The 20,156-nt window shown below is 63.4% G+C and carries 20 protein-coding genes, 1 tRNA gene and 1 pseudogene; 15 read left to right on the forward strand and 7 right to left on the reverse strand.

Annotated features, from left to right (window positions below; translation table 11 throughout):
• Positions 1 to 24 precede the first annotated feature (24 nt).
• Positions 25 to 222 carry a CsbD family protein gene (locus L981_RS16415; RefSeq protein WP_043618266.1) on the forward strand — a complete coding sequence of 66 codons (198 nt, stop codon included), beginning with the start codon at positions 25 to 27 and terminating at the stop codon, positions 220 to 222.
• Between the two features lie 104 nt (positions 223 to 326).
• Here L981_RS16415 and L981_RS16420 read toward each other — a convergent pair whose 3' ends face one another.
• Positions 327 to 521, reverse strand: a complete 195-nt coding sequence (locus tag L981_RS16420) for a hypothetical protein (RefSeq protein WP_043618268.1) — start codon at positions 519 to 521, stop codon at positions 327 to 329.
• Positions 522 to 747: 226 nt separating this feature from the next.
• On the opposite strand from L981_RS16420, the gene L981_RS33860 reads away from it, so the two are divergent.
• The 3 genes from L981_RS33860 (at position 748) to L981_RS16435 (ending at position 2,891) form a co-directional block, all read left to right on the forward strand.
• Positions 748 to 912: a DUF1328 domain-containing protein gene (locus L981_RS33860; protein WP_034800864.1), complete on the forward strand. Its 165-nt coding sequence runs from the start codon at positions 748 to 750 to the stop codon at positions 910 to 912.
• 156 nt (positions 913 to 1,068) lie between these two features.
• Positions 1,069 to 1,572: a TIGR00645 family protein gene (locus L981_RS16430; protein WP_082006056.1), complete on the forward strand. Its 504-nt coding sequence runs from the start codon at positions 1,069 to 1,071 to the stop codon at positions 1,570 to 1,572.
• 65 nt (positions 1,573 to 1,637) lie between these two features.
• On the forward strand, positions 1,638 to 2,891 hold the full coding sequence (locus L981_RS16435) for an FAD-binding oxidoreductase (RefSeq protein WP_043618271.1): 1,254 nt from the start codon (positions 1,638 to 1,640) through the stop codon (positions 2,889 to 2,891).
• Between the two features lie 73 nt (positions 2,892 to 2,964).
• On the opposite strand, the gene L981_RS16440 is transcribed toward L981_RS16435, so the two are convergent.
• Complete coding sequence (locus L981_RS16440; protein ID WP_082006057.1) at positions 2,965 to 3,759, reverse strand: 3-oxoacyl-ACP reductase family protein; 795 nt, start codon at positions 3,757 to 3,759, stop codon at positions 2,965 to 2,967.
• A 51-nt stretch (positions 3,760 to 3,810) separates the two neighbouring features.
• Here L981_RS16440 and L981_RS16445 point away from each other — a divergent pair, with 51 nt between their 5' ends.
• Positions 3,811 to 4,428 (forward strand): TetR/AcrR family transcriptional regulator, encoded by a 618-nt coding sequence (locus tag L981_RS16445; RefSeq protein WP_043618277.1) that lies wholly within the window; start codon positions 3,811 to 3,813, stop codon positions 4,426 to 4,428.
• A 125-nt stretch (positions 4,429 to 4,553) separates the two neighbouring features.
• Here the strand turns inward: L981_RS16445 and L981_RS16450 are convergent, their stop codons facing one another.
• Positions 4,554 to 4,991 (reverse strand): hypothetical protein, encoded by a 438-nt coding sequence (locus L981_RS16450; protein WP_043618413.1) that lies wholly within the window; start codon positions 4,989 to 4,991, stop codon positions 4,554 to 4,556.
• Between the two features lie 251 nt (positions 4,992 to 5,242).
• Between L981_RS16450 and L981_RS16455 the strand changes: the two genes are divergently transcribed.
• Positions 5,243 to 6,379, forward strand: a complete 1,137-nt coding sequence (locus L981_RS16455) for a fumarylacetoacetate hydrolase family protein (protein WP_052201833.1) — start codon at positions 5,243 to 5,245, stop codon at positions 6,377 to 6,379.
• Between the two features lie 42 nt (positions 6,380 to 6,421).
• On the opposite strand, the gene L981_RS16460 is transcribed toward L981_RS16455, so the two are convergent.
• Together L981_RS16460 and L981_RS16465 are read right to left on the reverse strand one after the other, a co-directional pair.
• Positions 6,422 to 6,664, reverse strand: coding sequence for a hypothetical protein (locus L981_RS16460; RefSeq protein ID WP_043618283.1), 243 nt, complete (start codon positions 6,662 to 6,664; stop codon positions 6,422 to 6,424).
• Positions 6,665 to 6,947: 283 nt separating this feature from the next.
• Positions 6,948 to 7,021 (reverse strand) — tRNA-Gln (locus L981_RS16465).
• A gap of 318 nt (positions 7,022 to 7,339) precedes the next feature.
• Between L981_RS16465 and L981_RS16470 the strand changes: the two genes are divergently transcribed.
• From L981_RS16470 to L981_RS16485, 4 genes and pseudogenes are all read left to right on the forward strand, one after another.
• The gene (locus L981_RS16470; protein WP_043618285.1) at positions 7,340 to 8,929 is read left to right on the forward strand and encodes a Ppx/GppA phosphatase family protein; all 1,590 of its coding nucleotides are present in this window, start codon (positions 7,340 to 7,342) and stop codon (positions 8,927 to 8,929) included.
• The gene (locus L981_RS16475) at positions 8,926 to 9,663 is read left to right on the forward strand and encodes an RlmE family RNA methyltransferase (RefSeq protein ID WP_043618287.1); all 738 of its coding nucleotides are present in this window, start codon (positions 8,926 to 8,928) and stop codon (positions 9,661 to 9,663) included. The genes L981_RS16470 and L981_RS16475 overlap by 4 nt, the downstream gene beginning before the upstream one ends.
• A 1-nt stretch (position 9,664) precedes the next feature.
• Positions 9,665 to 10,045, forward strand: a complete 381-nt coding sequence (locus L981_RS16480) for a VOC family protein (RefSeq protein WP_043618289.1) — start codon at positions 9,665 to 9,667, stop codon at positions 10,043 to 10,045.
• Between the two features lie 298 nt (positions 10,046 to 10,343).
• A pseudogene (locus L981_RS16485) lies at positions 10,344 to 12,109 on the forward strand (peptidoglycan D,D-transpeptidase FtsI family protein).
• Positions 12,110 to 12,185: 76 nt separating this feature from the next.
• Here L981_RS16485 and L981_RS16490 read toward each other — a convergent pair.
• A complete protein-coding gene (locus L981_RS16490) occupies positions 12,186 to 13,595 on the reverse strand; it encodes a DHA2 family efflux MFS transporter permease subunit (protein ID WP_043618292.1) in 1,410 nt (469 codons plus the stop codon).
• A gap of 186 nt (positions 13,596 to 13,781) precedes the next feature.
• On the opposite strand from L981_RS16490, the gene L981_RS16495 reads away from it, so the two are divergent.
• From L981_RS16495 to L981_RS16515, 5 genes are all read left to right on the forward strand, one after another.
• On the forward strand, positions 13,782 to 14,768 hold the full coding sequence (locus L981_RS16495) for an MBL fold metallo-hydrolase (RefSeq protein WP_245281650.1): 987 nt from the start codon (positions 13,782 to 13,784) through the stop codon (positions 14,766 to 14,768).
• A gap of 204 nt (positions 14,769 to 14,972) precedes the next feature.
• Positions 14,973 to 16,475: an IMP dehydrogenase gene (gene guaB, locus L981_RS16500; RefSeq protein ID WP_034800902.1), complete on the forward strand. Its 1,503-nt coding sequence runs from the start codon at positions 14,973 to 14,975 to the stop codon at positions 16,473 to 16,475.
• A gap of 83 nt (positions 16,476 to 16,558) precedes the next feature.
• Complete coding sequence (locus tag L981_RS16505) at positions 16,559 to 16,975, forward strand: MAPEG family protein (RefSeq protein WP_043618295.1); 417 nt, start codon at positions 16,559 to 16,561, stop codon at positions 16,973 to 16,975.
• 142 nt (positions 16,976 to 17,117) lie between these two features.
• Positions 17,118 to 18,146, forward strand: coding sequence for an alcohol dehydrogenase AdhP (adhP, locus tag L981_RS16510; protein WP_043618298.1), 1,029 nt, complete (start codon positions 17,118 to 17,120; stop codon positions 18,144 to 18,146).
• Between the two features lie 148 nt (positions 18,147 to 18,294).
• Positions 18,295 to 19,170, forward strand: a complete 876-nt coding sequence (locus tag L981_RS16515; protein WP_043618301.1) for a dienelactone hydrolase family protein — start codon at positions 18,295 to 18,297, stop codon at positions 19,168 to 19,170.
• Positions 19,171 to 19,181: 11 nt separating this feature from the next.
• On the opposite strand, the gene L981_RS16520 is transcribed toward L981_RS16515, so the two are convergent.
• On the reverse strand, positions 19,182 to 20,093 hold the full coding sequence (locus L981_RS16520; protein ID WP_043618303.1) for a hydrogen peroxide-inducible genes activator: 912 nt from the start codon (positions 20,091 to 20,093) through the stop codon (positions 19,182 to 19,184).
• Between the last annotated feature and the right edge of the window lie 63 nt (positions 20,094 to 20,156).

A 20,156-nucleotide genomic window follows, 5' to 3' on the forward strand; every position in this document is an offset into this window, starting at 1 on the left:
CCGCATCAACCGAAAGGACGGAAAATGAACTGGGATATTGTTGAAGGAAAGTGGCACGAGCTGAAGGGCAAGGTTCAGACGCAGTGGGGCAAGCTTACCAATGACGACCTCGATGTCATCGATGGCCGTAGGGAAGAACTCGCCGGGCGGATCCAGGCGCGATACGGCGTCGCGCGTGATGAGGCGGAGCGCCAGATCGACGACTGGATGTCCCGCCGTTAAATGGCTCGAGGAACGCAGTTACTCTTCTTTCCCGGAAGAACAACCGTAAAAGCAAAAGCCGCGCGACATTTGTCGCGCGGCTTTGTTTGTGGTGCGCATCGCGCTTATTTCTTCTTTGCCTTGGCCTCTCGCTTGCGGAGTTCTTCCATCAAAGACTGAAGCTTGGCGCTCTTTTCGTCGCCGTCGGTGTATAGGTCGCGCATCGTCTTTCCGATGTGAAGATTTCTATTGGAGAGATGCGTTCGCTCCCGTCCGGCTTCGATCGCCGTTTTCCAGATATGTGCTGTCGGCATCTTCATTTCGATCCTGCGTGTTCCATGGATGAAGAACGTCAGAGTATTGCGAAGGTTCCGGGCATTTCCGGTGCAAACCGTGCCGATTTGGGACTCTTTCGTCTTTCATCGTAAACATAATATTAATGTCGAGTGAAGCCGCGGAATTCTGCGCGGCGATTTTGATCGATAACTGGAACAAATTGAAAGCTATGGCGTTTGCTTTGCAGTGATTTAGGCAAGGAGAATTGCTATGTTATACTATGCGCTTGTCTTCCTCGTTGTGGCAATCATAGCGGGTGTACTTGGGTTTGGGGGTATTGCCGGCACGTCCGCGGGCATCGCGCAGATCCTCTTCTTCCTATTCCTGGTCTTCCTGGTGATTTCGCTCGTAGCTGGCCTCGTGCGTCGCGGCTGACCGGAGCCAGAATTTGAGCGGATACGAATGGACGAAAATGGGCGGCGTTACGGCCGCCCTCGGTGCGTTTGGGGCTCGATCGTCTTGCTTGCCCTTGCCTGCCTGCTTGGCTATTGATGCCGAAACCGTCGCAATAGCCTTGAGGAACCGAACACCATGAAATCGCTGGAACTGCTCGTCGAGCGGATCATCCTCTCCAGCCGCTGGCTCCTCGTCATCTTCTATCTTGGCCTGGTAGCGGCGCTCGCCCTTTACGGCATCTCGTTCGCCTTCAAGCTGTTCAAGATCGCCAGCATGGTCTTCGTCTATGACGATGCGGAGATGATCCTGGCCATGCTCGCCCTGATCGATGCCGCGCTGGTCGCCAGTCTGATCGTGATGGTGATGATTTCAGGGTACGAGAACTTCGTCAGCCGCTTCGACGAAGGCGACGCGGAGGTCTCCTTCCTCGGCAAGCTCGATTCCGGTAGTCTGAAGATCAAGGTCGCGTCGTCGATCGTGGCCATTTCCTCGATCCACCTGCTGCAGATCTTCTTGAACGCGCAGCAATATTCGAGCGAACAGCTGATGTGGGCGACGATCATACATCTTGCATTCGTCGTATCAGCCGTGTTGCTCGGCTATCTCGAGCAGATCATGACTGCGCTGAAGAAGAAGTGATGTTGGTGTCGCGGCCCGACGCAAGGCCGCGGCTTGTCTTGATCGAGCAACGGGGCAGCCTTTAGATGAAGACTGACGTAGTGGTTCTGGGCGCCGGCATCGTCGGCATTTCCACCGCCATCCATCTCGCCCGCCGCGGCAAGTCGGTGGTGTTGCTCGACCGTCGCGGCGCCGGCGAGGAAACCTCCTACGGCAATGCCGGCCTGATCCAGCGCGAGGGCGTCTTTCCCTATGGTTTCCCGCATGATTTCGGCGCGCTCTTTCGCTACGCGCTCAACAACACCATCGACGCCCATTACCATTTCCGCGCCCTGCCGGGCCTGGTGCCGTTCCTGGCGCGCTACTGGTGGCACTCCGGTTTCACCCAGCACCGGCGCATCGCCCAGCTCTATGCGCCGCTGATCGAGCATTCGATCAGCGAACACCAGGATCTGATCGAGGCGTCCGGCGCCGGTGACCTCATCCGCAAGGATGGCTGGATGAAGGTGTTTCGCACCGAGAAGGAGCGCGACGCCGCGTACAAGGAAGCGGAAAAGCTCTCGGCCGGCTTCGGCGTCAACCACCAGAAGCTTTCGACCAGCGAGTTGAAGACGCTGGAACCGTCGATCAAGGCGGATCTCGTCGGTGGGCTGCGCTGGAGCGATCCCTGGTCGATCCGCGATCCGCACAGCCTCAACAAGGCCTATCTCGCCTACTTCCAGTCTCTGGGTGGACGGCTGATTTCCGGCGATGCGGCGACGACAGAACACGTGCTCGAAGGTCCCGGCTGGCGTGTCGCCACCCCGGAAGGGCCGCTGGAGACGCGCGAAGTCGTCGTGGCGCTCGGCCCCTGGGCCGATACGGTGACCCGCAAGCTCGGTTACCATTTTCCGCTGGCCGTGAAGCGCGGTTACCACATGCACTATGGCACGCAGGAGGGCGCGCAGCTTAACAACTGGGTGCTCGATGCCGAGAAGGGCTATTTCCTGGCGCCGATGCTGCGCGGCATCCGTTTGACGACCGGCGCGGAATTTGCCTGGCGCGACGCGCCGAAGACGCCGGTGCAACTGACGCGGGCCGAGCGGGTGGCGCGCGAGTTCTTCCCGCTGGCCGAACGCCGTGACGAAGAACCGTGGATGGGCGCGCGTCCCTGCACGCCGGACATGATGCCGCTGATCGGCAAGGCGCCGCGTCACGAGGGTCTGTGGTTTGCCTTCGGTCACGCCCATCACGGCATGACGCTCGGGCCGGTCACCGGCCGGGCGCTGGCGGAAGCCATGACCGGTGAAAAGACGGTCATCGACATCGCGCCCTACCGGCCGGAGCGCTTCCTGGCCTGACGGTTCCGAAGCCACAGCATCACGAAGTGGGAAAAGGCCGGAAGCTGCGCTTCCGGCCTTGTTCTTTGGCTAATCAGGCGTTGGTGCCGCCGTCGATGGTGAATTCGGCGCCCGTGACGCTGCGGCCGTCAGGACCCGCCAGCCAGGCGACGACGCCTGCCACGTCGCTTGCCTCGTTGAAGCGGGGGATCGCCATCAGTCCGCGCTGTGGGCCGGCATGGTCGCCATTGGCCGGGTTCATGTCCGTGTCCGTCGAGCCCGGATGGACGATGTTGACGGTGATGCCCTTCGGCCCGAGATCGCGTGCCACCGCCTTTGTGAAGCCGATCAGCGCGCTTTTGCTCAGCACATACAGGCTCATGCCCGGCCATGGGACGCGGGCGGCAAGGTTGCTGCCGATCGTGATGACGCGCCCGCCATCCGGCATGTGCGCTGCCGCGGCGCGCGTGGCGAGAAATACCGCCTTCACATTGACGTCGATCGTCCGGTCGAAATCCTCCGCGGTTACCTCGTCTATCGTCCCGGCATCGAAGATGCCGGCATTGTTGACGAGAATGTCGATGCGACCGTGCTTCTCCGCAACCGACTTGGCGGCAGCCTCGACCGCGCCCGGATCGCGGTTGTCCGCCCGGATTGCCAGCGCGCTGCCGCCAGCCCGCTTGATCTCCGCCACGAGCGCCTCGGCCTTTTCTTTCGACTGGCTGTAGGTCACCGCCACCGTTGCGCCGTCGCTCGCCAAGCGTTTTGCGATTGCAGCACCGATGCCGCGGCTGCCGCCCGTTACCAGGGCCACCTTGTCTTTCAAACTCGTCACTGGCTTCTCCAAATCTGTAGTGATCGATACATATAAAGGGAGGCGACTTGCCATCCGCTGTCAAGCGATTTATGTATTGATCGATACAAAAAAGGATCAGCGAGCATGAGCCGCGGGCGGCCACGCAGTTTTTCGAGGGACGAGGCGCTTGCAAGCGCCATGCAGCTCTTCTGGGACAAGGGCTATGACAATACCTCGCTTTCGGACCTGACCCGGGTCATGGGATTGAACCCACCGAGCCTCTACGCGGCCTTCGGCAGCAAGGCGCAGCTCTTCATCGAGGCTGTGGATCTTTACGGCCGCACCGACGGTGCCGGCATCTGGGATGAACTGGAGGCGGTTCCGACCGCAAAGGCGGCGGTGCACGACCTGCTGAGACGCACGGCTGCGAATTTTACCCAGCGGGGCGAGCCGAGAGGCTGCATGGTGGTTCTTTCCGCGCCGCAGATGGCAGGTGGAGATGCGGAGGTTTGCGACGCTCTGAAGCTGCGCCGGCTTGAAAAGCAGGTGGCTCTGGAGCGACGCTTCGAGCGCGCCGTCGAAGAGGGCGACCTGCCTGCCGGTGTCGATTGCGCAGCGATTGCCGCCTACGTCGCCTCGCTGCAGCACGGCATGTCGATCCAGGCACGCGATGGCGCTACGCGGGAAACCCTGCTTGCGATCGCCGACTGCGCCGCAGCCGGCTGGGATGCGATGATTTCCGCAAACATCAGGCCGCACTGACCGACGACGGTTAACGGACGCACCGATCCGTCTTTAGGCCACCCCGTTTTCATTCTGGTGAACGATGACGCGAGGGCCGGAGATCAAAACCTCCGGCCCATCGATTTGCGCGGGCTCCGTCCTACTTACGGCGCCGGCTGCGTCATGTCGGGTGTCGTGCCAGGGGTCGAGTTCGGGGTGGCGCCCTGTGTTTCAGGGGCCTGCGTTCCCTGCTGCGGCGTCGTTTCCGGTGCCGGCTGGGTCGTTGTTCCACCGGCGGGGGGCGTGGCCGTATCGGTCGGCGGTGTCGCCTGGCCCGTCGTTCCGGTTGCCGGCTGGTCGGTGGTCGCCGGCGGCGCTGCCGTGTTGGCGGTGTCGCGGCTGAGTTCGGCCGGCAGCCAGGCGATCAGCGCCAATACCAGGCCGGCGAGCAGGATGATGACGATCGGCCAGTTACTGCGCCCCGAGCGGGAGGGAGGCGGCACGTCGCTCATCTGCGTTGGTGTCTGTGGCAGCGGCTGCCCGGTCACCGGATCGATCACGGGCTTGTCCTTGAATTCCTCGTGCTGGTTCATTGTGTGCATCCTTTTCTTGGCGTCCTCCTGGCCTTGATGCGACTGCTCCTGAACCTTCCCGGCAGTCGTGGCACCGGATTTCGCGCCGTCGCGATTGCGCGACAAGGGCGCCCGGAGGGCGCGTGGCATAGGCATAAACGTATGAGGATTTGCAATGTTCCGGATGCTGCAACCGGAGGGAAGCCTGAGCGCCGCTGCCGGCTTTACAGCCCCGTCTTCCGCTGCAAGAAATAGGCGTTCACGGGAGGATGGAAGGCATGATGGATCCGGCATTTCGCACTGGCACCTTTGTCGGCCGGGTCTGGCGGCCGGACGTGGCCGGGCCGTCGCTTGTCGTCCTGCGCGACGGCGCACTCTGCGACATCACCAGCAAGACGGCGCCGACCATGCGCGACCTGCTCGAGCTTTCGGATCCGGTTCAACATGCCCGCACCGCCCCGGGTGATCGACTGGGCTCGATCGAGGAGCTCTTCGCGCAAAAGGCGGACCCGGCGCGTATCCACCTGATCGCGCCCTCGGACCTCCAGGCGGTCAAGGCCTGCGGTGTCACCTTCGCGCGCTCGATGATCGAGCGCGTCATCGAGGAGCGGGCGGCGGGCGATGCGTCGCGCGCCGAAGCGATCCGAGCCCGCGTCACCGCCGTCATCGGCGACAGTCTGCGAAACCTGAAGCCCGGTTCGCCGGAGGCGGCCCGCGTCAAGGCAGCCCTCATCGAAGAGGGCGTCTGGTCGCAATATCTGGAGGTCGGCATCGGCCCGGACGCAGAGGTCTTCACCAAGGCGCAGGTCCTCTCGGCGGTCGGCCCGGGCGCCGATGTCGGCCTGCACCCGGCGTCGCGCTGGAACAATCCTGAGCCGGAAATCGTGCTTGCGGTTTCCTCGAGCGGCCAGGTGAGGGGTGCCACCCTCGGCAATGACGTCAACCTGCGCGACATCGAGGGGCGCTCGGCGCTGCTTCTTGGCAAGGCCAAGGACAACAACGCCTCCTGCGCCATCGGCCCCTTCATCCGGCTCTTCGACGAAAGCTACACCATCGACGATGTCCGCCGGGCAGAACTCAGCCTCCTGGTCGAAGGCGAGGACGGCTACCGCCTGACCGGCCGCAGTTCGATGGCCGAGATCAGCCGCGATCCGCTCGACCTCGTCGCCCAGACGATCGGTCCGCATCACCAGTATCCCGATGGCCTGATGCTGTTCATGGGCACGCTCTTCGCCCCCGTCGAAGACCGCGACGAGCCCGGCCAGGGCTTCACCCACAAGCGCGGCGACGTGGTGACGATCGCCAACGCCGAACTCGGATCGCTGACCAACACGGTCAAGCTATCGACGGAGTGCGCGCCCTGGAGCTTTGGCGCCGCGTCGCTGATGCGCAATCTTGCGGGACGGGGGCTGCTGTAGGGACCATGCTCCGTGGCGGCATGCGTCCAGCCGCAAGGGCATCTACGTCATGTCCCTCATCACCCAGAGGGACCGGCCCGCATGCGCGATGTCAGCGACGGACTGAAGGCGCGCGTCTTCCTTCAGTCGTTCCGCTTCAGCGCTGTCGATACGAAGAATCCGCCGATCGGTCTCGTTTGCGTTCGGCGTTATCCACCAGCGCCGTCCTTCCCGGCACAGCCCGGCTTCCGGGTGTTCCTGGAAGTACTCGATCGCATATGCCGCATCCGCTTTTGTCTCGAGCATCGGCCTGTCTCCGCCTGATCGATTGTGGGCGGCGAAGATTATGCGCCTCCGGAAGAGGTCTGAATATCCGCAAACTCGGAAACTGCAGTGTTTAGGGGCGTATTACAGCCGATTTCGCCGCGGGAAGCGCGCCGTTGCCGCTGGGTAACGGCAGCCATGCCCAGACGAGCCGATCGCCGAGTTCGGCCATCTGGTTCGTCGGCGAAACATTGCATTCGCGAACGTCCGTCACGCGTGAGCGTTCTGCATGTCATTGATATTTTATTGAATTGTCCGCGAGAGTTGGCTGGGGAACCTGGATTCGAACCAGGACTAACGGAGTCAGAGTCCGTGGGTCTACCGTTAACCTATTCCCCAAAGCCGCCGTCGGAGCGAAGCCCGTCGGTGTGGTTGGCGGGCTTATAAACAAATCGGCGGCTGATGCAAATACCTTTTGCAAAAAAAATCGCGCATGAAGTGAAGATCGCAGCCATCAAGGGTGACCGGAACAGGGGACCACATGCTTAACCCGCTGTGTTTGCTGGGTTCGGGCGCTCGACGCCTTTGTTGTGCACAAGCCGGTTCTCAAAAAAAGTTTGGCGAATGGGGGTTGCGCTGGTACAGTCGCGCCAACGAAAAATCGAGAGAGCGCCTTGAGCGGCCGTAAGGCCTTGCGCGGCGCCATGGTTGAAACAAGTGAAAGACCCCGATCACGGCGATAAGCCGTCCGAATCCGGGGCGTCGGCAGCAGGCCGGGGTGATGGATCGAAGCTCGGTCCGCGCAACGGCAAGGGCAAGCGCAAACGACGTAAGTCGTCTGCTTCGCCGTCTGCAATTGCCAGCCAGTCCGGCCCAGCCGGTTTGGCAGGGCGTCCCGCAGGAGAGAACGAAACGGAGCCGGCGCGCAAGCGCAAGCGGCGGCGTCGTTCGAAATCAGCAAAACAACAGGCTCAGGCCGGATCCGCCTCGCAAAACAGCGGCGTCCAGGTCGTCGATGCGTCGCTTGGCGAGCGCAAGGGCCACAAGCGCAGCAAGAAGGCCAAGCATCGCCGTGGGCTCCAGGGTCGCCCGCTGACGAGCGGCGAGCGCCAGCCGGCGCCGCAGCGTGGCGCCGATGGTGGCGGCAATGCGCGCCAGGCTTCTGCTTCCGGCGGCGGTCATGCGGGCGCGCAGTCGCGGCCGGGCAATCGCGGTGAACAACCGCGTGCACCCTATGTTGCCGCCGGCGAACCTCCTGCGCCGCTCTATGCCGCGCTTGATCTCGGCACAAACAATTGCCGCCTGCTGATCGCGCAGCCGACCCGTCCCGGCCAGTTCCGGGTGGTCGATGCCTTCTCGCGCATCGTGCGTCTCGGCGAAGGGCTCGGTGCCAGCGGCCGGCTATCGGACGAGGCGATGGAGCGCGCCGTCGAGGCGCTGAAGATCTGCGCGTCGAAGCTCGGCGCCCGTACCATCCGCCGCAGCCGCCTGATTGCGACGGAGGCTGCTCGCGCCGCTGAAAACGGTGAAAGCTTCCTTCAGCGGGTTGCGAGCGAAACCGGTCTCGATCTCGAAATCATCAACCGCGAAACCGAGGCACGGCTTGCCGTTTCCGGCTGCTCGTCGTTGGTCGACCGCGAGACGCGCTCGGTCGTGCTTTTCGATATCGGCGGCGGCTCGTCCGAGATCGCCGTCATCCGCATCGGTGATTCGCGCTCGAACCGACTCGCCAACCACATCACCCACTGGACCTCGCTGCCGGTCGGCGTCGTCACCCTTTCGGAGCGCCATGGCGGCCAGCACGTAACGCCGGCAAGCTTCGAGGCGATGGTGCAGGAAGTCGAAGGCATGCTTTCCCGCTTCGACAGCCCGCCTGTCGAAGCTCTGGCGAACGGCACGTCAGGCAGCGGCTTCCACCTGATCGGCACGTCGGGCACGGTGACGACGCTTGCCGGCGTGCATCTCGATCTGCCGCGCTATGATCGCCGTCGCGTCGATGGCCTGTGGCTGACGGACGATGAAGTCTCGGCCATGCAGGCGCGGCTTCTGTCCTGGGATTTTGACGCACGCGCCGCCAATCCCTGCATCGGCCCGGATCGCGCCGATCTGGTGCTTGCCGGCTGCGCTATCCTCGAAGCGATCCGCCGGCGCTGGCCGTCGACCCGCATGCGCGTCGCCGATCGTGGCCTGCGCGAAGGCCTGCTCACCGATATGATGGCGGACGACGGCGCCTGGCGCCGCTCTCGGCCGCGCCGCCACCAGCGCGGCTCCAATGCCTCCGGCAGCCACGAAGGAAACAAACCATGACGAAACCTCCTGTCGGCGGCAACCGTAGCGGCCGCAAGCTTGGCCAGAAGGTCAAGAAGGGCAAGCTCAAGGCATCCTCCCGCCGCTGGATCGAGCGCCACATCAACGACCCCTATGTGCAGCGGGCGCAACTCGAGGGCTATCGCGCCCGTGCGGCCTTCAAGCTGCTGGAGATCGACGAGAAGCACAAGATCCTGAACGGCGCCCGTCGTATCATCGACTTGGGTGCTGCGCCCGGCAGCTGGTCGCAGATCGCCGCCAAGGTCACCAATTCGACCGATGCCGATCCGCGCGTCGCCGCGATCGACTTCCTGGAGGTGGACCCGATCCCGGGCGTGCGCATCCTGCAGATGGATTTCCTCGACCCTGAGGCGCCGGCGAAACTGAAGGAAGCGATCGGCGGAACGCCGGATCTCGTTATCTCCGACATGGCGGCGCCGACGACCGGCCACCGCCAGACCGATCACCTGCGCACCATGCATCTGTGCGAGGTCGCGGCCTATTTCGCCGTCGACGTGCTGGGCAAGGGCGGACATTTCCTGGCGAAGACCTTCCAGGGCGGCACCGAGCGCGAGCTGCTCAACATGCTCAAGCAGAATTTCCGTCAGGTCATCCATGTGAAGCCGGCCTCCTCGCGCGCCGAATCGGTCGAGATGTTCCTGTTGGCCAAGGACTTCAAGGGACGTCAGCAGACCGCCAGCGAAGCGGAAACCGAAGACGAAGCGGCCGAATAGCATGCTGCTTTACGTCACGGTCGGCAGCAACGATCTGACACGCGCCGGCGCGTTCTACGATGCGGTGTTGCCGGCGCTTGGGTTTCACAGGCAACGCCAAGACGAGACCGAGATCGGCTATGGTGCTGAGGGTGACCGCATCCGTTTCTGGGTGGTGAGGCCCTTCGACCGCGCGCCCGCCACCTATGGCAATGGTGTGAGCATCGCGCTTGAAGCCGAGACGCGTGCCGCCGTCGATGCTTTTCATGCGGCAGCCCTTGCCAATGGCGGTACGGACGAGGGCGCACCGGGCCTGCGCCCGTTTCACGCAAATTTTTACGGCGCCTGGGTGCGCGATCACGACGGCAACAAGATCGCCGCGGTCTGCGAGCGGCCGGAGTAACCGCTCGCGGCGCGCCGACTTTCCAGAAATCTCCTCAGCATGAAGGCAGGGCGGAGCGATGGGCCGGGCTGGCTTGTGCCGATCGGCCGCACCCCTGATCGCCCTGTAAAACCCGGTTCCCCCTAAAGACGGTGCATCGTGGTTAATCGGCCGTTAACCAGTTGAGTGCAACTCTGGTGTTACTCTCTGGTCCATTAGGACCTCCTAAGGTTTTAGTTCCACCGAGCGCTGGCTGCCGATCGACGATTGGCGACGGGTCGAGCACGTGCTCGGTTGGCCTGCATGTGGAAGTACCTTTATGTCGATGATTTCGCTTGCCGTTCGGCTCAGAAGCCGCGCGCATTTTTCTGTAAAGAGGAATGGTGCCGGCAAGCCGGGGGTCATCATCGGCACCAGCGCCGGCCGTAGGAACCAGGCGCGGCAGCGCGTGGGGATCCTGATCGCCGGCTTCGCCGTGGTCTTCCTCGTGGTCGGCGGACGGCTGGTTCAGTATGGCCTGTCGGCGCCGGCCGACACCGCATCGATCGGTGGCAGCGGCCACGTGATTGCCTCTCGCCCGGATATCGTCGACCGCAACGGACATCTGCTGGCGACCGATCTCAACACGATGTCGCTCTATGCGGAGCCGCGCAAGATCGTCGATGCCGACGAGGTCGTCGAGAAGCTCGCGACGGTCATCCCCAATCTCGATTGGCGCGACACGCATCGCAAGCTCCAGTCCGGTTCGGCCTTCCAGTGGCTGCGGCGCCAGCTCACCCCGAAGCAGCAGTCCGATATTCTGGCGCTCGGCATTCCCGGCATCGGTTTCCGCCGGAGAAGCGCCGCTTCTATCCCGGCGGCGTCACCGCTTCGCACATCCTCGGCCACGTCAATGTCGACAACCAGGGACTGGCGGGCATAGAGCGTTATCTCGATCAGCAGGGCTTTGCCGATCTGCGGGCGGCTGGCCTCACCAGCAATGCGTCGCTGGAGCCGGTGCGGCTGTCGATCGATCTGCGCGTGCAGAACATCGTGCGCGAAGTGGTGGCCAACGCGATGACGGCCTATGAGGCCGAAGCCGCGGGTGCGGTGGTGCTCGACGCCGACACCGGCGAAGTGCTGGCCATGGCGTCGGTGCCCGACTACGATCCGAACGAACCCTCGCGAACCTTGCCCGGCGGCGGTGTCGACAAGGAATACGAGAAGGGCTGGTTCAACCGCATGAGCAATGCCACGTTCGAGATGGGCTCGACCTTCAAGAGCTTCACGCTGGCGATGGGCCTGGATGCGGGCAAGGTCAATCTGAACTCGGTGGTCGATGCGTCGCGGCCGATCCGCATGGGCGGCTTCACGATCAAGGACTTCAAGGGCAAGAACCGTCCGCTGTCGATACCGGAGGTGTTCCAGTATTCGTCGAACATCGGCACGGCCGCTGTCGCCGACATGGTCGGGATCGAAGCGCACCAGCAGTTCCTGACGAAGCTCGGCCTGCTGTCGAAGATGGAAACCGAAATGCCCGGCGTGGCAACGCCCACCCAGCCGCGCACCTGGAAGAAGATCAACTCGGTGACGATTTCCTTCGGTCATGGCGTGGCGACCACCCCGCTGCAGACGGCGGTAGCGGCCGCTGCCCTGATGAACGGCGGACATCTGATCCCGCCGACGTTCCTGCCGCGCTCGCAGGAAGAAACGCAGCTCGTTGCGCAGAGGGTGATCAAGGAAACGACCAGCGCCGACATGCGCTTCCTCTACAACTGGAACGGCGTGAAGGGGTCCGGCAGGCGGGCACAGGTGGAAGGCTTCCATGTCGGCGGCAAGACCGGCACAGCCGACAAGGTCATCAACGGGCGATACGCCAAGGACCTGAACTTCAACGGGTTCCTGGCGGCGTTCCCGATGGACAAGCCCAAATACATCGTTCTTTCGATCATCGATGCGCCACGGACCGGCGAAAACGGCGGGCGAACGGCTGCGGCCAATGCCGCCCCCATGGTCAAGGCCATCATCGGCCGCGCGGCACCGCTTCTGGGCGTGAAGCCGCGCTTCGGCGACGTGGGTGCCGAGCAGGTGCTGGCCGACTATTAGGCGACGCGAGAACCGACTGAGGCAGCCGTTCACAAAACCGCCGCCTTGTTCGCCGCCGGCGCATGTGTCGTGCGGCTTATTTCCCCGCAGCCGTTTCGATCTCGCGCGCCGGCAGCCGGTGGCCCGATACGGAGGAACCCGCGTTCTTCGCCATGGTGAGGAACGGGATCGCCGCGATCAGGTTGGCGGCGGCGATGATCATGAAAGCGGTATGGAAATCGTCGAGCTGCAGCGGGCCGCCGCTGAGCTTCGTCTCGATTTCGAGGATCGCACCGGCGACGGCGACGCCGAGTGCCAGGCTGATCTGCTGCAGCACTGCGCTCATCGAGGTCGCCTTGCTGGCGTCTGCATCGTCGATATCGGCAAAGGACAGCGCGTTGACGCTGGTGAAGAAGAAAGAACGCGCGAAGCCGGCGATAAGCAGGATCGTGATCAGCACCAGATAGGGCGTCTCCGGCGTGAAGAAGCCATTGGCGAAGGTGGTGATCGCCGCAATGATCGCCGCAATGATCAGCGTCGTGCGGAAGCCGGCAAAGGCCAGGACCCGGCGCGCATAGAACTTCGTGGTGATCGCGCCGACCGCGCCGATGAAGGTGATCATGCCCGATTGAAACGGGTTGAGGCCGAAGCCGACCTGCAGCATCAGCGGCATCAGGAAGGGAACGGCGCCGACCGAGATGCGAAAGATCGTGCCGCCGATCGAAGCGGCGCGAAAGGCGCTGTCCTTGAAGAGCTTGAGGTCGAGGACCGGTGCCGGATGGCGCCGGGCATGGCGGATGTAGAGAAGGGCCGAAAAGAGGCCGATCAACACCGAGGCGATGCCGATGACCGGGGGCAGGGCCGGCAGGCTGATCACCGACAGGCCGAAGACGATGCCGGAGGCAGCGACGCCGCCGAGCAGGAAGCCGGTGACGTCGACCGGTGGCGGATCGAGTGGCTCCATCTTCGGCAGGTAGATGCCCGACAGGATGTAGCCGGCGATGCCGACCGGCACGTTGATCAGGAAGATCCAGTGCCAGGAGAAATAAGTGGTGATGAAGCCGCCGAGCGGCGGTCCGGCAAGGGGACCGACAAGTGCCGGGATCGTCAGCAGCGCCATCGCCGACACCAGTTCGCTGCGCGGCGTGCCGCGCACCAACACGAGGCGGGCGACCGGCGTCATCATCGCGCCGCCCATTCCTTGCAGGAACCGGGAGAAGACGAAGGCGAGAAGGCTGTTCGAAATGGCGCAGAAGATCGATCCGGCAATGAAGACCAGGATCGCCGCGCGAAAGATCTTCTTGGCACCGAAGCGGTCGGCCATCCAGCCGCTCAAGGGGATGAAGATCGCCAGCGCCACCATATAGGCGGTCAGCGCCAGCTTCAGCGTAATCGGCCCGACGCCGATGTCGCGGGCGATTGCCGGCAGCGACGTGGAAATCACGGTCGAGTCCATCTGCTCCATGAAAAGAGCGACGGCGAGGATCATCGGGACGATACGGTTCATGAATCGATGCTTCGGACGGTCAGCGATAAGCAGAAGCTAATAATACCGGTCATGGCTTTTGTCGGGGCAAAACCGGTGATTGCGGATCAAAAGCCTGTGATCCCGACTGGCCTTTGCTGTCAAGACGCTAGTTCTGGCCGGGTAGCCGCCGATGGCAACGGATCCAACAGAAAGCGAAAACGAACCATGAGTGAAATGTCGATGAAGCGCAGGACCTTGATGGGAGCGGGAACGCTTGGCGTGCTCGCAGCGCCCTCGCTGATGACGGGCCTTGCAGTCGCTCAGGAAAAATCGGAAAACACCGGCATGAAAGCCAGCCCTCCAACAAGAATGCTCAAGCTTGGCGCGTTCAAGATCGTCGTCGTCAATGACGGCACGCGCGTCAGCGACAAGCCGCACGAGACCTACGGCACCAACCAGCCGCAAGAGGCCGTGGCCGAACTGCTGCAACAGAACTTCCTGCCGACAGATGCGCTGCTCAACAGTTATTCGCCGGCCCTGGTCGATACTGGATCGGATCTCGTGCTCTTCGATACCGGCATGGGCGAGGGCGGTCGAGACGCGGGGGCGGGCCGCCTGCTCGACGGGATCCGCGCTGCCGGATATGCGCCGGAACAGGTATCGGTCGTCGTGGTGACCCATATGCATGGCGACCACATCGGCGGCCTGATGGAGGCCGGGAAACCGGCCTTCGCCAATGCTCGCTATGTGATGGGCGAGGTCGAATACGCCTTCTGGAAGGATCCGGCGCGCGCCGGCACGCCGGCCGAAAACGGCCACAAGGCGGTGCTGGAAAAAGTCGTGCCGCTTGCCGAAAAGACCACTTTCATCGGCGATGGCGCCGCCGTCGTGCCCGGCATTTCGGCGATTGCCGCCTTCGGCCATTCGCCCGGGCACATGGTGTTTCGCCTGGATTCCGACGGCAAGGGCATGATGCTGACAGCCGATACCGCCAACCATTATGTGCTGTCGCTGCAGCGGCCGGACTGGGAAGTGCGTTTCGACATGGACAAGGCGAAGGCGGCAGAGACACGCCGCCGGGTGTTCGACATGATCGCCAGCGAACGGCTGCCCTTCATCGGCTACCACATGCCGTTTCCGGCGGTCGGTTTCGTCGAGAAGCAGGGCGAGGGTTACCGTTTCGTGCCCGCAAGCTATCAGCTCGATATCTGATCGGTTTTCGCGCCTCTTCGCGCGGAAATGCTGCTCTGCAACAAATATCGGCCGAAGGCGGGACATTTCCCGGCTTTGGCTATTTTCATCCTGACATATCCGTGTTACGAGCCCTCGCCAACTTCCAAGACACGCTTTGAAGTCGCCCGGTGGACAAATCGCAGCCCGTCCCCGGGGATTTTCGCTATTTGAAGGGAATTGGCCATGGCGCGCATCATCGAAACGGCAACTGGTCTGGAGGCTTTGACCTTCGACGACGTCCTGCTCCTGCCGGGACATTCCGAAGTCATGCCCGGTCAGACCAACATCGCGACCACCATTGCCCAGGACATTGACCTCAACCTGCCGATCCTGTCGTCGGCCATGGACACGGTGACCGAAGGTCGTCTCGCCATCGCCATGGCGCAGGCCGGCGGCATCGGTGTCATCCACCGCAACCTGACACCGGCCGAGCAGGCCGAAGAGGTTCGCCAGGTCAAGAAGTTCGAAAGCGGCATGGTCGTCAATCCGGTGACCATCGGCCCCGACGCCAAGCTTGCCGACGCGCTCGGCCTGATGAAGCAGCATGGCATTTCCGGCATTCCGGTCGTCGAAAACGGCGGTGCCGGCGGCCAGAAGCAGGGTCGCCTCGTCGGTATCCTCACCAACCGCGACGTCCGCTTCGCTTCGGATCCGAACCAGAAGATCCACGAGCTCATGACCCATGAGAACCTGGTCACGGTCAAGGAAAGCGTCGACCAGCAGGAAGCCAAGCGCCTGCTGCACGCCCATCGCATCGAAAAGCTGCTTGTCGTCGATGGCGACGGCCGTTGCGTCGGTCTCATCACCGTCAAGGATATCGAGAAGGCGCAGCTGAACCCGAACGCCTCCAAGGATGCGCAGGGCCGCCTTCGCGCCGCCGCCGCCATCTCCGTCGGCGATGACGGCTTCGAGCGTGCCGAGCGACTGATCGATGCCGGCGTCGACCTCATCGTCGTCGATACCGCCCATGGTCACTCGCAGCGCGTTCTCGATGCGGTCGCCCGCGTCAAGAAGCTCTCGAACTCGGTTCGCATCATGGCCGGCAACGTCGCGACGGCCTCCGGCACCAAGGCGCTGATCGATGCCGGTGCGGATGCGGTCAAGGTCGGTATCGGCCCGGGCTCGATCTGCACCACGCGCATCGTCGCTGGTGTCGGTGTGCCGCAGCTCGCTGCGATCATGGGCGCCGTCGAAGCCGCTCAGGCGGCCGGCATTCCCGTTATCGCCGATGGCGGCATCAAGTTCTCCGGCGACCTCGCCAAGGCGATCGCTGCCGGTGCTTCGGCCGTCATGATCGGCTCGCTGCTTGCCGGCACCGATGAAAGCCCGGGCGAAGTGTTCCTCTACCAGGGCCGTTCCTTCAAGGCCTACCGCGGCATGGGCTCCGTCGGCGCCATGGCGCGCGGCTCGGCAGACCGCTACTTCCAGGCGGAAGTACGCGACACGCTGAAGCTGGTTCCGGAAGGCATCGAGGGCCAGGTTCCCTACAAGGGCCCGGTCGCAGGCGTCCTGCATCAGCTCGCCGGCGGCCTCAAGGCCTCCATGGGCTATGTCGGCGGCCCGACGATCAAGGAATATCAGGAGCGCGCCCAGTTCGTGCGCATCTCCGGTGCTGGTCTGCGCGAAAGCCACGCCCATGACGTGACGATCACCCGCGAAAGCCCGAACTATCCGGGCGCGCACTGATTGCGATTGCATTCGAAGGGCGCCGCGGCATCGCGCGGCGCCCTTCGCTTTTTCAGAGTAAGCGTGTTTGAGGGAGTAACGTAATGACGGGTTTCGAGATTTTCTGGCCGATCGTGGCGCATGTCTTCCTCGTCTTCTGCCTCTACGCTCTTCTTTCCGTCCGCCGCATGGGTCTGGTGCGCGCCGGCAAGGCGAATGCCGGTCAGTTTCGCGAGAACCGCGACGAGCCGGGCGAAAGCCTGGTGGTCAAGAACAGCATCGCCAACCAGTTCGAGCTGCCGGTTCTCTTCTACGTCTGCTGCGTGCTGCTCTACATCACCGAGGCCGACAACATCGTCTCGCTCGCGCTTGCCTGGCTCTTCGTTGCCCTGCGTTATGTGCACGCCTTCGTGCATGTCACCAGCAATCGCCTGCGCTATCGCCGCCCGCTGTTCATGGGCGGCTGCGCAACGCTGTTTGCGATGTGGGTGTGGCTCGCCGTCTGGATGGCGATGAGCTGATCCGGATAGGCCAACCGGCATTCTGACGCAGATCTGAGACAGTCTGCGCCTTCATCTTCCCGCCTTGATGCGTATCAATTACCCGGCACCGCTTTTGCGCGTAGTCTCTCCGCCGTTGGGCAACAACGCATCGGAGGACGAGATGACCGCAACGATGAAAGCCGCTGTGGTGCGCGAATTCGGCAAGCCGCTGGTAATCGAGAATGTGCCGATCCCGGAGCCGGGTCCCGGCCAGGTGCTGATCAAATACGAGGCGACCGGCGTCTGCCACACGGACCTGCACGCCGCCAACGGCGATTGGCCGGTCAAGCCGAAGCCGCCCTTCATTCCCGGACACGAAGGCGTCGGCTACGTCGCCAAGCTCGGCAGCGGTGTGACGCGCCTGAAGGAAGGCGACCGCGTCGGCGTGCCGTGGCTGCATACCGCCTGCGGCGGCTGCACGCCGTGCCGCACCGGCTGGGAAACGCTCTGCGGCAGCCAGCAGAACACCGGCTATTCCGTCAACGGCACGTTTGCGCAATACGGCCTCGCCGATCCTGACTTCGTCGGCCGCCTGCCGGCAAAGCTCGAATTCGGAGCGGCGGCCCCCATTCTTTGCGCGGGCGTTACGGTCTACAAGGGCCTGAAGGAGACCGAGGTGCGCCCCGGCGAATGGGCTTTGATCTCCGGCATCGGTGGGCTCGGCCACATGGCGGTGCAATATGCCAAGGCCATGGGCATGCATGTCGCCGCCGTCGATATCTTCCCGGACAAGCTGGAACTTGCACGAAAGCTCGGTGCCGACCTCGTCGTCGACGCGCGTGACAAGGATGCGGTTGAACAGGTGCGAGATGCGACCGGCGGCGTGCATGGCGCCCTGGTGACGGCCGTGGCGCCAAAAGCGATGGAGCAGGCCTTCAACATGCTGCGCTCCAAGGGAACGATGGCGCTTGTTGGCCTGCCGCCCGGGCAGATGTGCCTGCCGATCTTCGACACGGTGCTGAAGCGCATCACCATCCGCGGCTCGATCGTCGGCACGCGGCAGGACCTGGAGGAATCGCTCGAGTTCGCCGGCGAAGGCAAGGTCGCCTCGCATTTCACCTGGGACAAGATCGAGAACATCAACGCCATCTTCAAGCGCGTGGAAGAGGGCAAGATCGACGGCCGCATCGTGCTCGACCTCAACGGCTGATCGACCTGCGCGGGACCTTCGGCCTTTAAGGGCGAGGGAAACACGCGGCAGTAACGCAAGTTTGTATGTTCCAGACCGCCCGCCGACCTATTCTGTCGCGGGCGGTTCTGTCTGCCGCCGCGGGAGATATGAACCGGAGGAGGCTGGTATGCAGGAACCGAAGATCACGCAGGCGATGATCGACGCCTATGACGAGTACACGCATCTGACCCTCGATCGCCGTCGTTTCATGGAAAAGCTCACCGGCCTTGCCGGCTCCGCGGCTGCGGCCGCGGCGATCGCGCCGCTGCTGGCGGCCAATGGCGCCAAGGCGGAGATCGTGGCTGCAAACGACACCCGGGTGACCGGCGAGGACATCACCTATCCCGGCGCTGGCGGCGATATGAAGGGCTACCTCGTTCGCCCGGCAGAGGTGAGCGGCAAGCTGCCGGCGGTCATCGTCATCCATGAAAACCGCGGGCTGAACCCGCATATCCGCGACGTTGCGCGGCGCATGGCGCTCGAAGGCTTCCTGGCGCTGGCGCCGGATTTCCTGTCTCCTGCCGGCGGCACGCCGACGGACGAGGATAAGGCGCGCGAAATGATCGGTGCGCTCGATGCGACGGCAACGACCGCGAATGCGGCGGCGACCGTGGCGTTTCTGGAAGGACATGCGCAATCGACCGGCAAGGTCGGCGCCATCGGCTTCTGCTGGGGCGGCGGTCTGGTCAACCGGCTTGCGGTCGGTTCCCCGGATCTGAAGGCAGGCGTTGCCTATTACGGCGCGCAGCCGAACGCCGAGGACGTGCCGAAGATCAAGGCGGCGCTGTTGCTGCACTATGCAGGCCTCGACGAGCGCATCAACGCCGGCATCGACGCCTACCAGAAGGCGCTCAAAGACAACGGCAAGGACGCGACGATCTATGTCTATGACGGCGTCAACCACGCCTTCAACAACGACACTTCTGCCGCGAGGTATGACAAGGCCGCAGCCGATCTCGCCTGGAGCCGGACGGTCGAGTTCCTGAAGACCAAGCTCGCCTGAGCGTCGCTAGGTCAGGCGGCTGCCGCCTGGAGAATGTGGTCGGCGCAGCCGCTGATCGCCGCTGCGAGCGCTTCCATGTCGCGCTCGCGCGGGCTGCTGCGCCGCCAGATAAGCCCGATCTCGCGCGCCGGTTCAGGGGCGGCGAAGGGCACGATGCGGATGGAATTGCGGGCTGCCTCGGTCGCGATCGCGATCTCCGGGATGAGCGTCATGCCCATGCCATTGGCGACCATCTGCAGGAGCGTCGTCATCGAGGTCGCACCGAAGGAGACGAGGCGTCGCTTGCCCGCCGTGCTGCAGACGGCGAGCGCCTGGTCGCGCAGGCAATGGCCCTCTTCGAGCAGCAGCAGCTGTTCGACATCCACCTGGTCTTCGGTCAGCGGCGACATCAGGATGTTTCGCTCGTCGTCCGCCATCGCCATGTAGAAGCGGTCGGAAAAGAGCGGCTTCGTCGAAAGCCCATCGGTCTCGATCGGCAAGGCGGCGACGACGGCATCGAGCAGACCCTCTCCGAGATCGGCCACCAGTCTTGATGTCACCGATTCCTTCAGTTCGATCTCGATGGCCGGGTAGACCTGGCGCAGGTGCGGCACCAGCCGCGGAACGAGATAGGGCGCAAGCGTCGGGATGACGCCGATGCGGATCCGCCCTTCGAGCGTGCCGGAACTGGTCCGCGCGCTTAGTTCCAGCTGATCCACTTCGGCGAGGATGGCGCGGGTGCGGGCCAGCACCTCTTCGCCCTTGCGGGTGAGGAAGACGCCGCTGCGGCTGCGTTCCACCAGCTTCACCCCCAGGTGGTTTTCCATTTCCATGATCTGGGCGGAGAGCGCCGGCTGGCTGACATGGACGAGTTCGGCGGCCTTGCCGAAGTGGCGAGCAGAGGCAAGCGCCTCGAAATAGCGCATCTGTCTGAGTGTAAGCATGATAGGAAAATCTTATCGATTTTTAATTTTTATGCAATTGGAGATTATCGAAGCGCTGTGGGA

It is taken from the genome of Ensifer sp. ZNC0028 (assembly GCF_000799055.1).
Classification (GTDB): domain Bacteria; phylum Pseudomonadota; class Alphaproteobacteria; order Rhizobiales; family Rhizobiaceae; genus Ensifer.

Excerpts from the sequence above, each read along its gene's own strand:
- adhP (WP_043618298.1), top strand. The coding sequence starts at position 17,118 with ATGACCGCAACGATGAAAGCCGCTGTGGTGCGCGAATTCGGCAAGCCG.
- L981_RS16415 (WP_043618266.1), top strand. The coding sequence starts at position 25 with ATGAACTGGGATATTGTTGAAGGAAAGTGGCACGAGCTGAAGGGCAAG.
- L981_RS16505 (WP_043618295.1), top strand. The coding sequence starts at position 16,559 with ATGACGGGTTTCGAGATTTTCTGGCCGATCGTGGCGCATGTCTTCCTC.
- L981_RS16440 (WP_082006057.1), bottom strand. The coding sequence starts at position 3,759 with ATGGCAAGTCGCCTCCCTTTATATGTATCGATCACTACAGATTTGGAG.
- L981_RS16435 (WP_043618271.1), top strand. The coding sequence starts at position 1,638 with ATGAAGACTGACGTAGTGGTTCTGGGCGCCGGCATCGTCGGCATTTCC.
- L981_RS16460 (WP_043618283.1), bottom strand. The coding sequence starts at position 6,664 with ATGCTCGAGACAAAAGCGGATGCGGCATATGCGATCGAGTACTTCCAG.
- L981_RS16445 (WP_043618277.1), top strand. The coding sequence starts at position 3,811 with ATGAGCCGCGGGCGGCCACGCAGTTTTTCGAGGGACGAGGCGCTTGCA.
- L981_RS16455 (WP_052201833.1), top strand. The coding sequence starts at position 5,243 with ATGGATCCGGCATTTCGCACTGGCACCTTTGTCGGCCGGGTCTGGCGG.
- L981_RS16475 (WP_043618287.1), top strand. The coding sequence starts at position 8,926 with ATGACGAAACCTCCTGTCGGCGGCAACCGTAGCGGCCGCAAGCTTGGC.
- L981_RS16520 (WP_043618303.1), bottom strand. The coding sequence starts at position 20,093 with ATGCTTACACTCAGACAGATGCGCTATTTCGAGGCGCTTGCCTCTGCT.
- L981_RS16430 (WP_082006056.1), top strand. The coding sequence starts at position 1,069 with ATGAAATCGCTGGAACTGCTCGTCGAGCGGATCATCCTCTCCAGCCGC.
- L981_RS16515 (WP_043618301.1), top strand. The coding sequence starts at position 18,295 with ATGCAGGAACCGAAGATCACGCAGGCGATGATCGACGCCTATGACGAG.
- L981_RS16450 (WP_043618413.1), bottom strand. The coding sequence starts at position 4,991 with ATGCACACAATGAACCAGCACGAGGAATTCAAGGACAAGCCCGTGATC.
- L981_RS33860 (WP_034800864.1), top strand. The coding sequence starts at position 748 with ATGTTATACTATGCGCTTGTCTTCCTCGTTGTGGCAATCATAGCGGGT.
- L981_RS16420 (WP_043618268.1), bottom strand. The coding sequence starts at position 521 with ATGAAGATGCCGACAGCACATATCTGGAAAACGGCGATCGAAGCCGGA.
- L981_RS16480 (WP_043618289.1), top strand. The coding sequence starts at position 9,665 with ATGCTGCTTTACGTCACGGTCGGCAGCAACGATCTGACACGCGCCGGC.
- L981_RS16490 (WP_043618292.1), bottom strand. The coding sequence starts at position 13,595 with ATGAACCGTATCGTCCCGATGATCCTCGCCGTCGCTCTTTTCATGGAG.
- guaB (WP_034800902.1), top strand. The coding sequence starts at position 14,973 with ATGGCGCGCATCATCGAAACGGCAACTGGTCTGGAGGCTTTGACCTTC.
- L981_RS16495 (WP_245281650.1), top strand. The coding sequence starts at position 13,782 with ATGAGTGAAATGTCGATGAAGCGCAGGACCTTGATGGGAGCGGGAACG.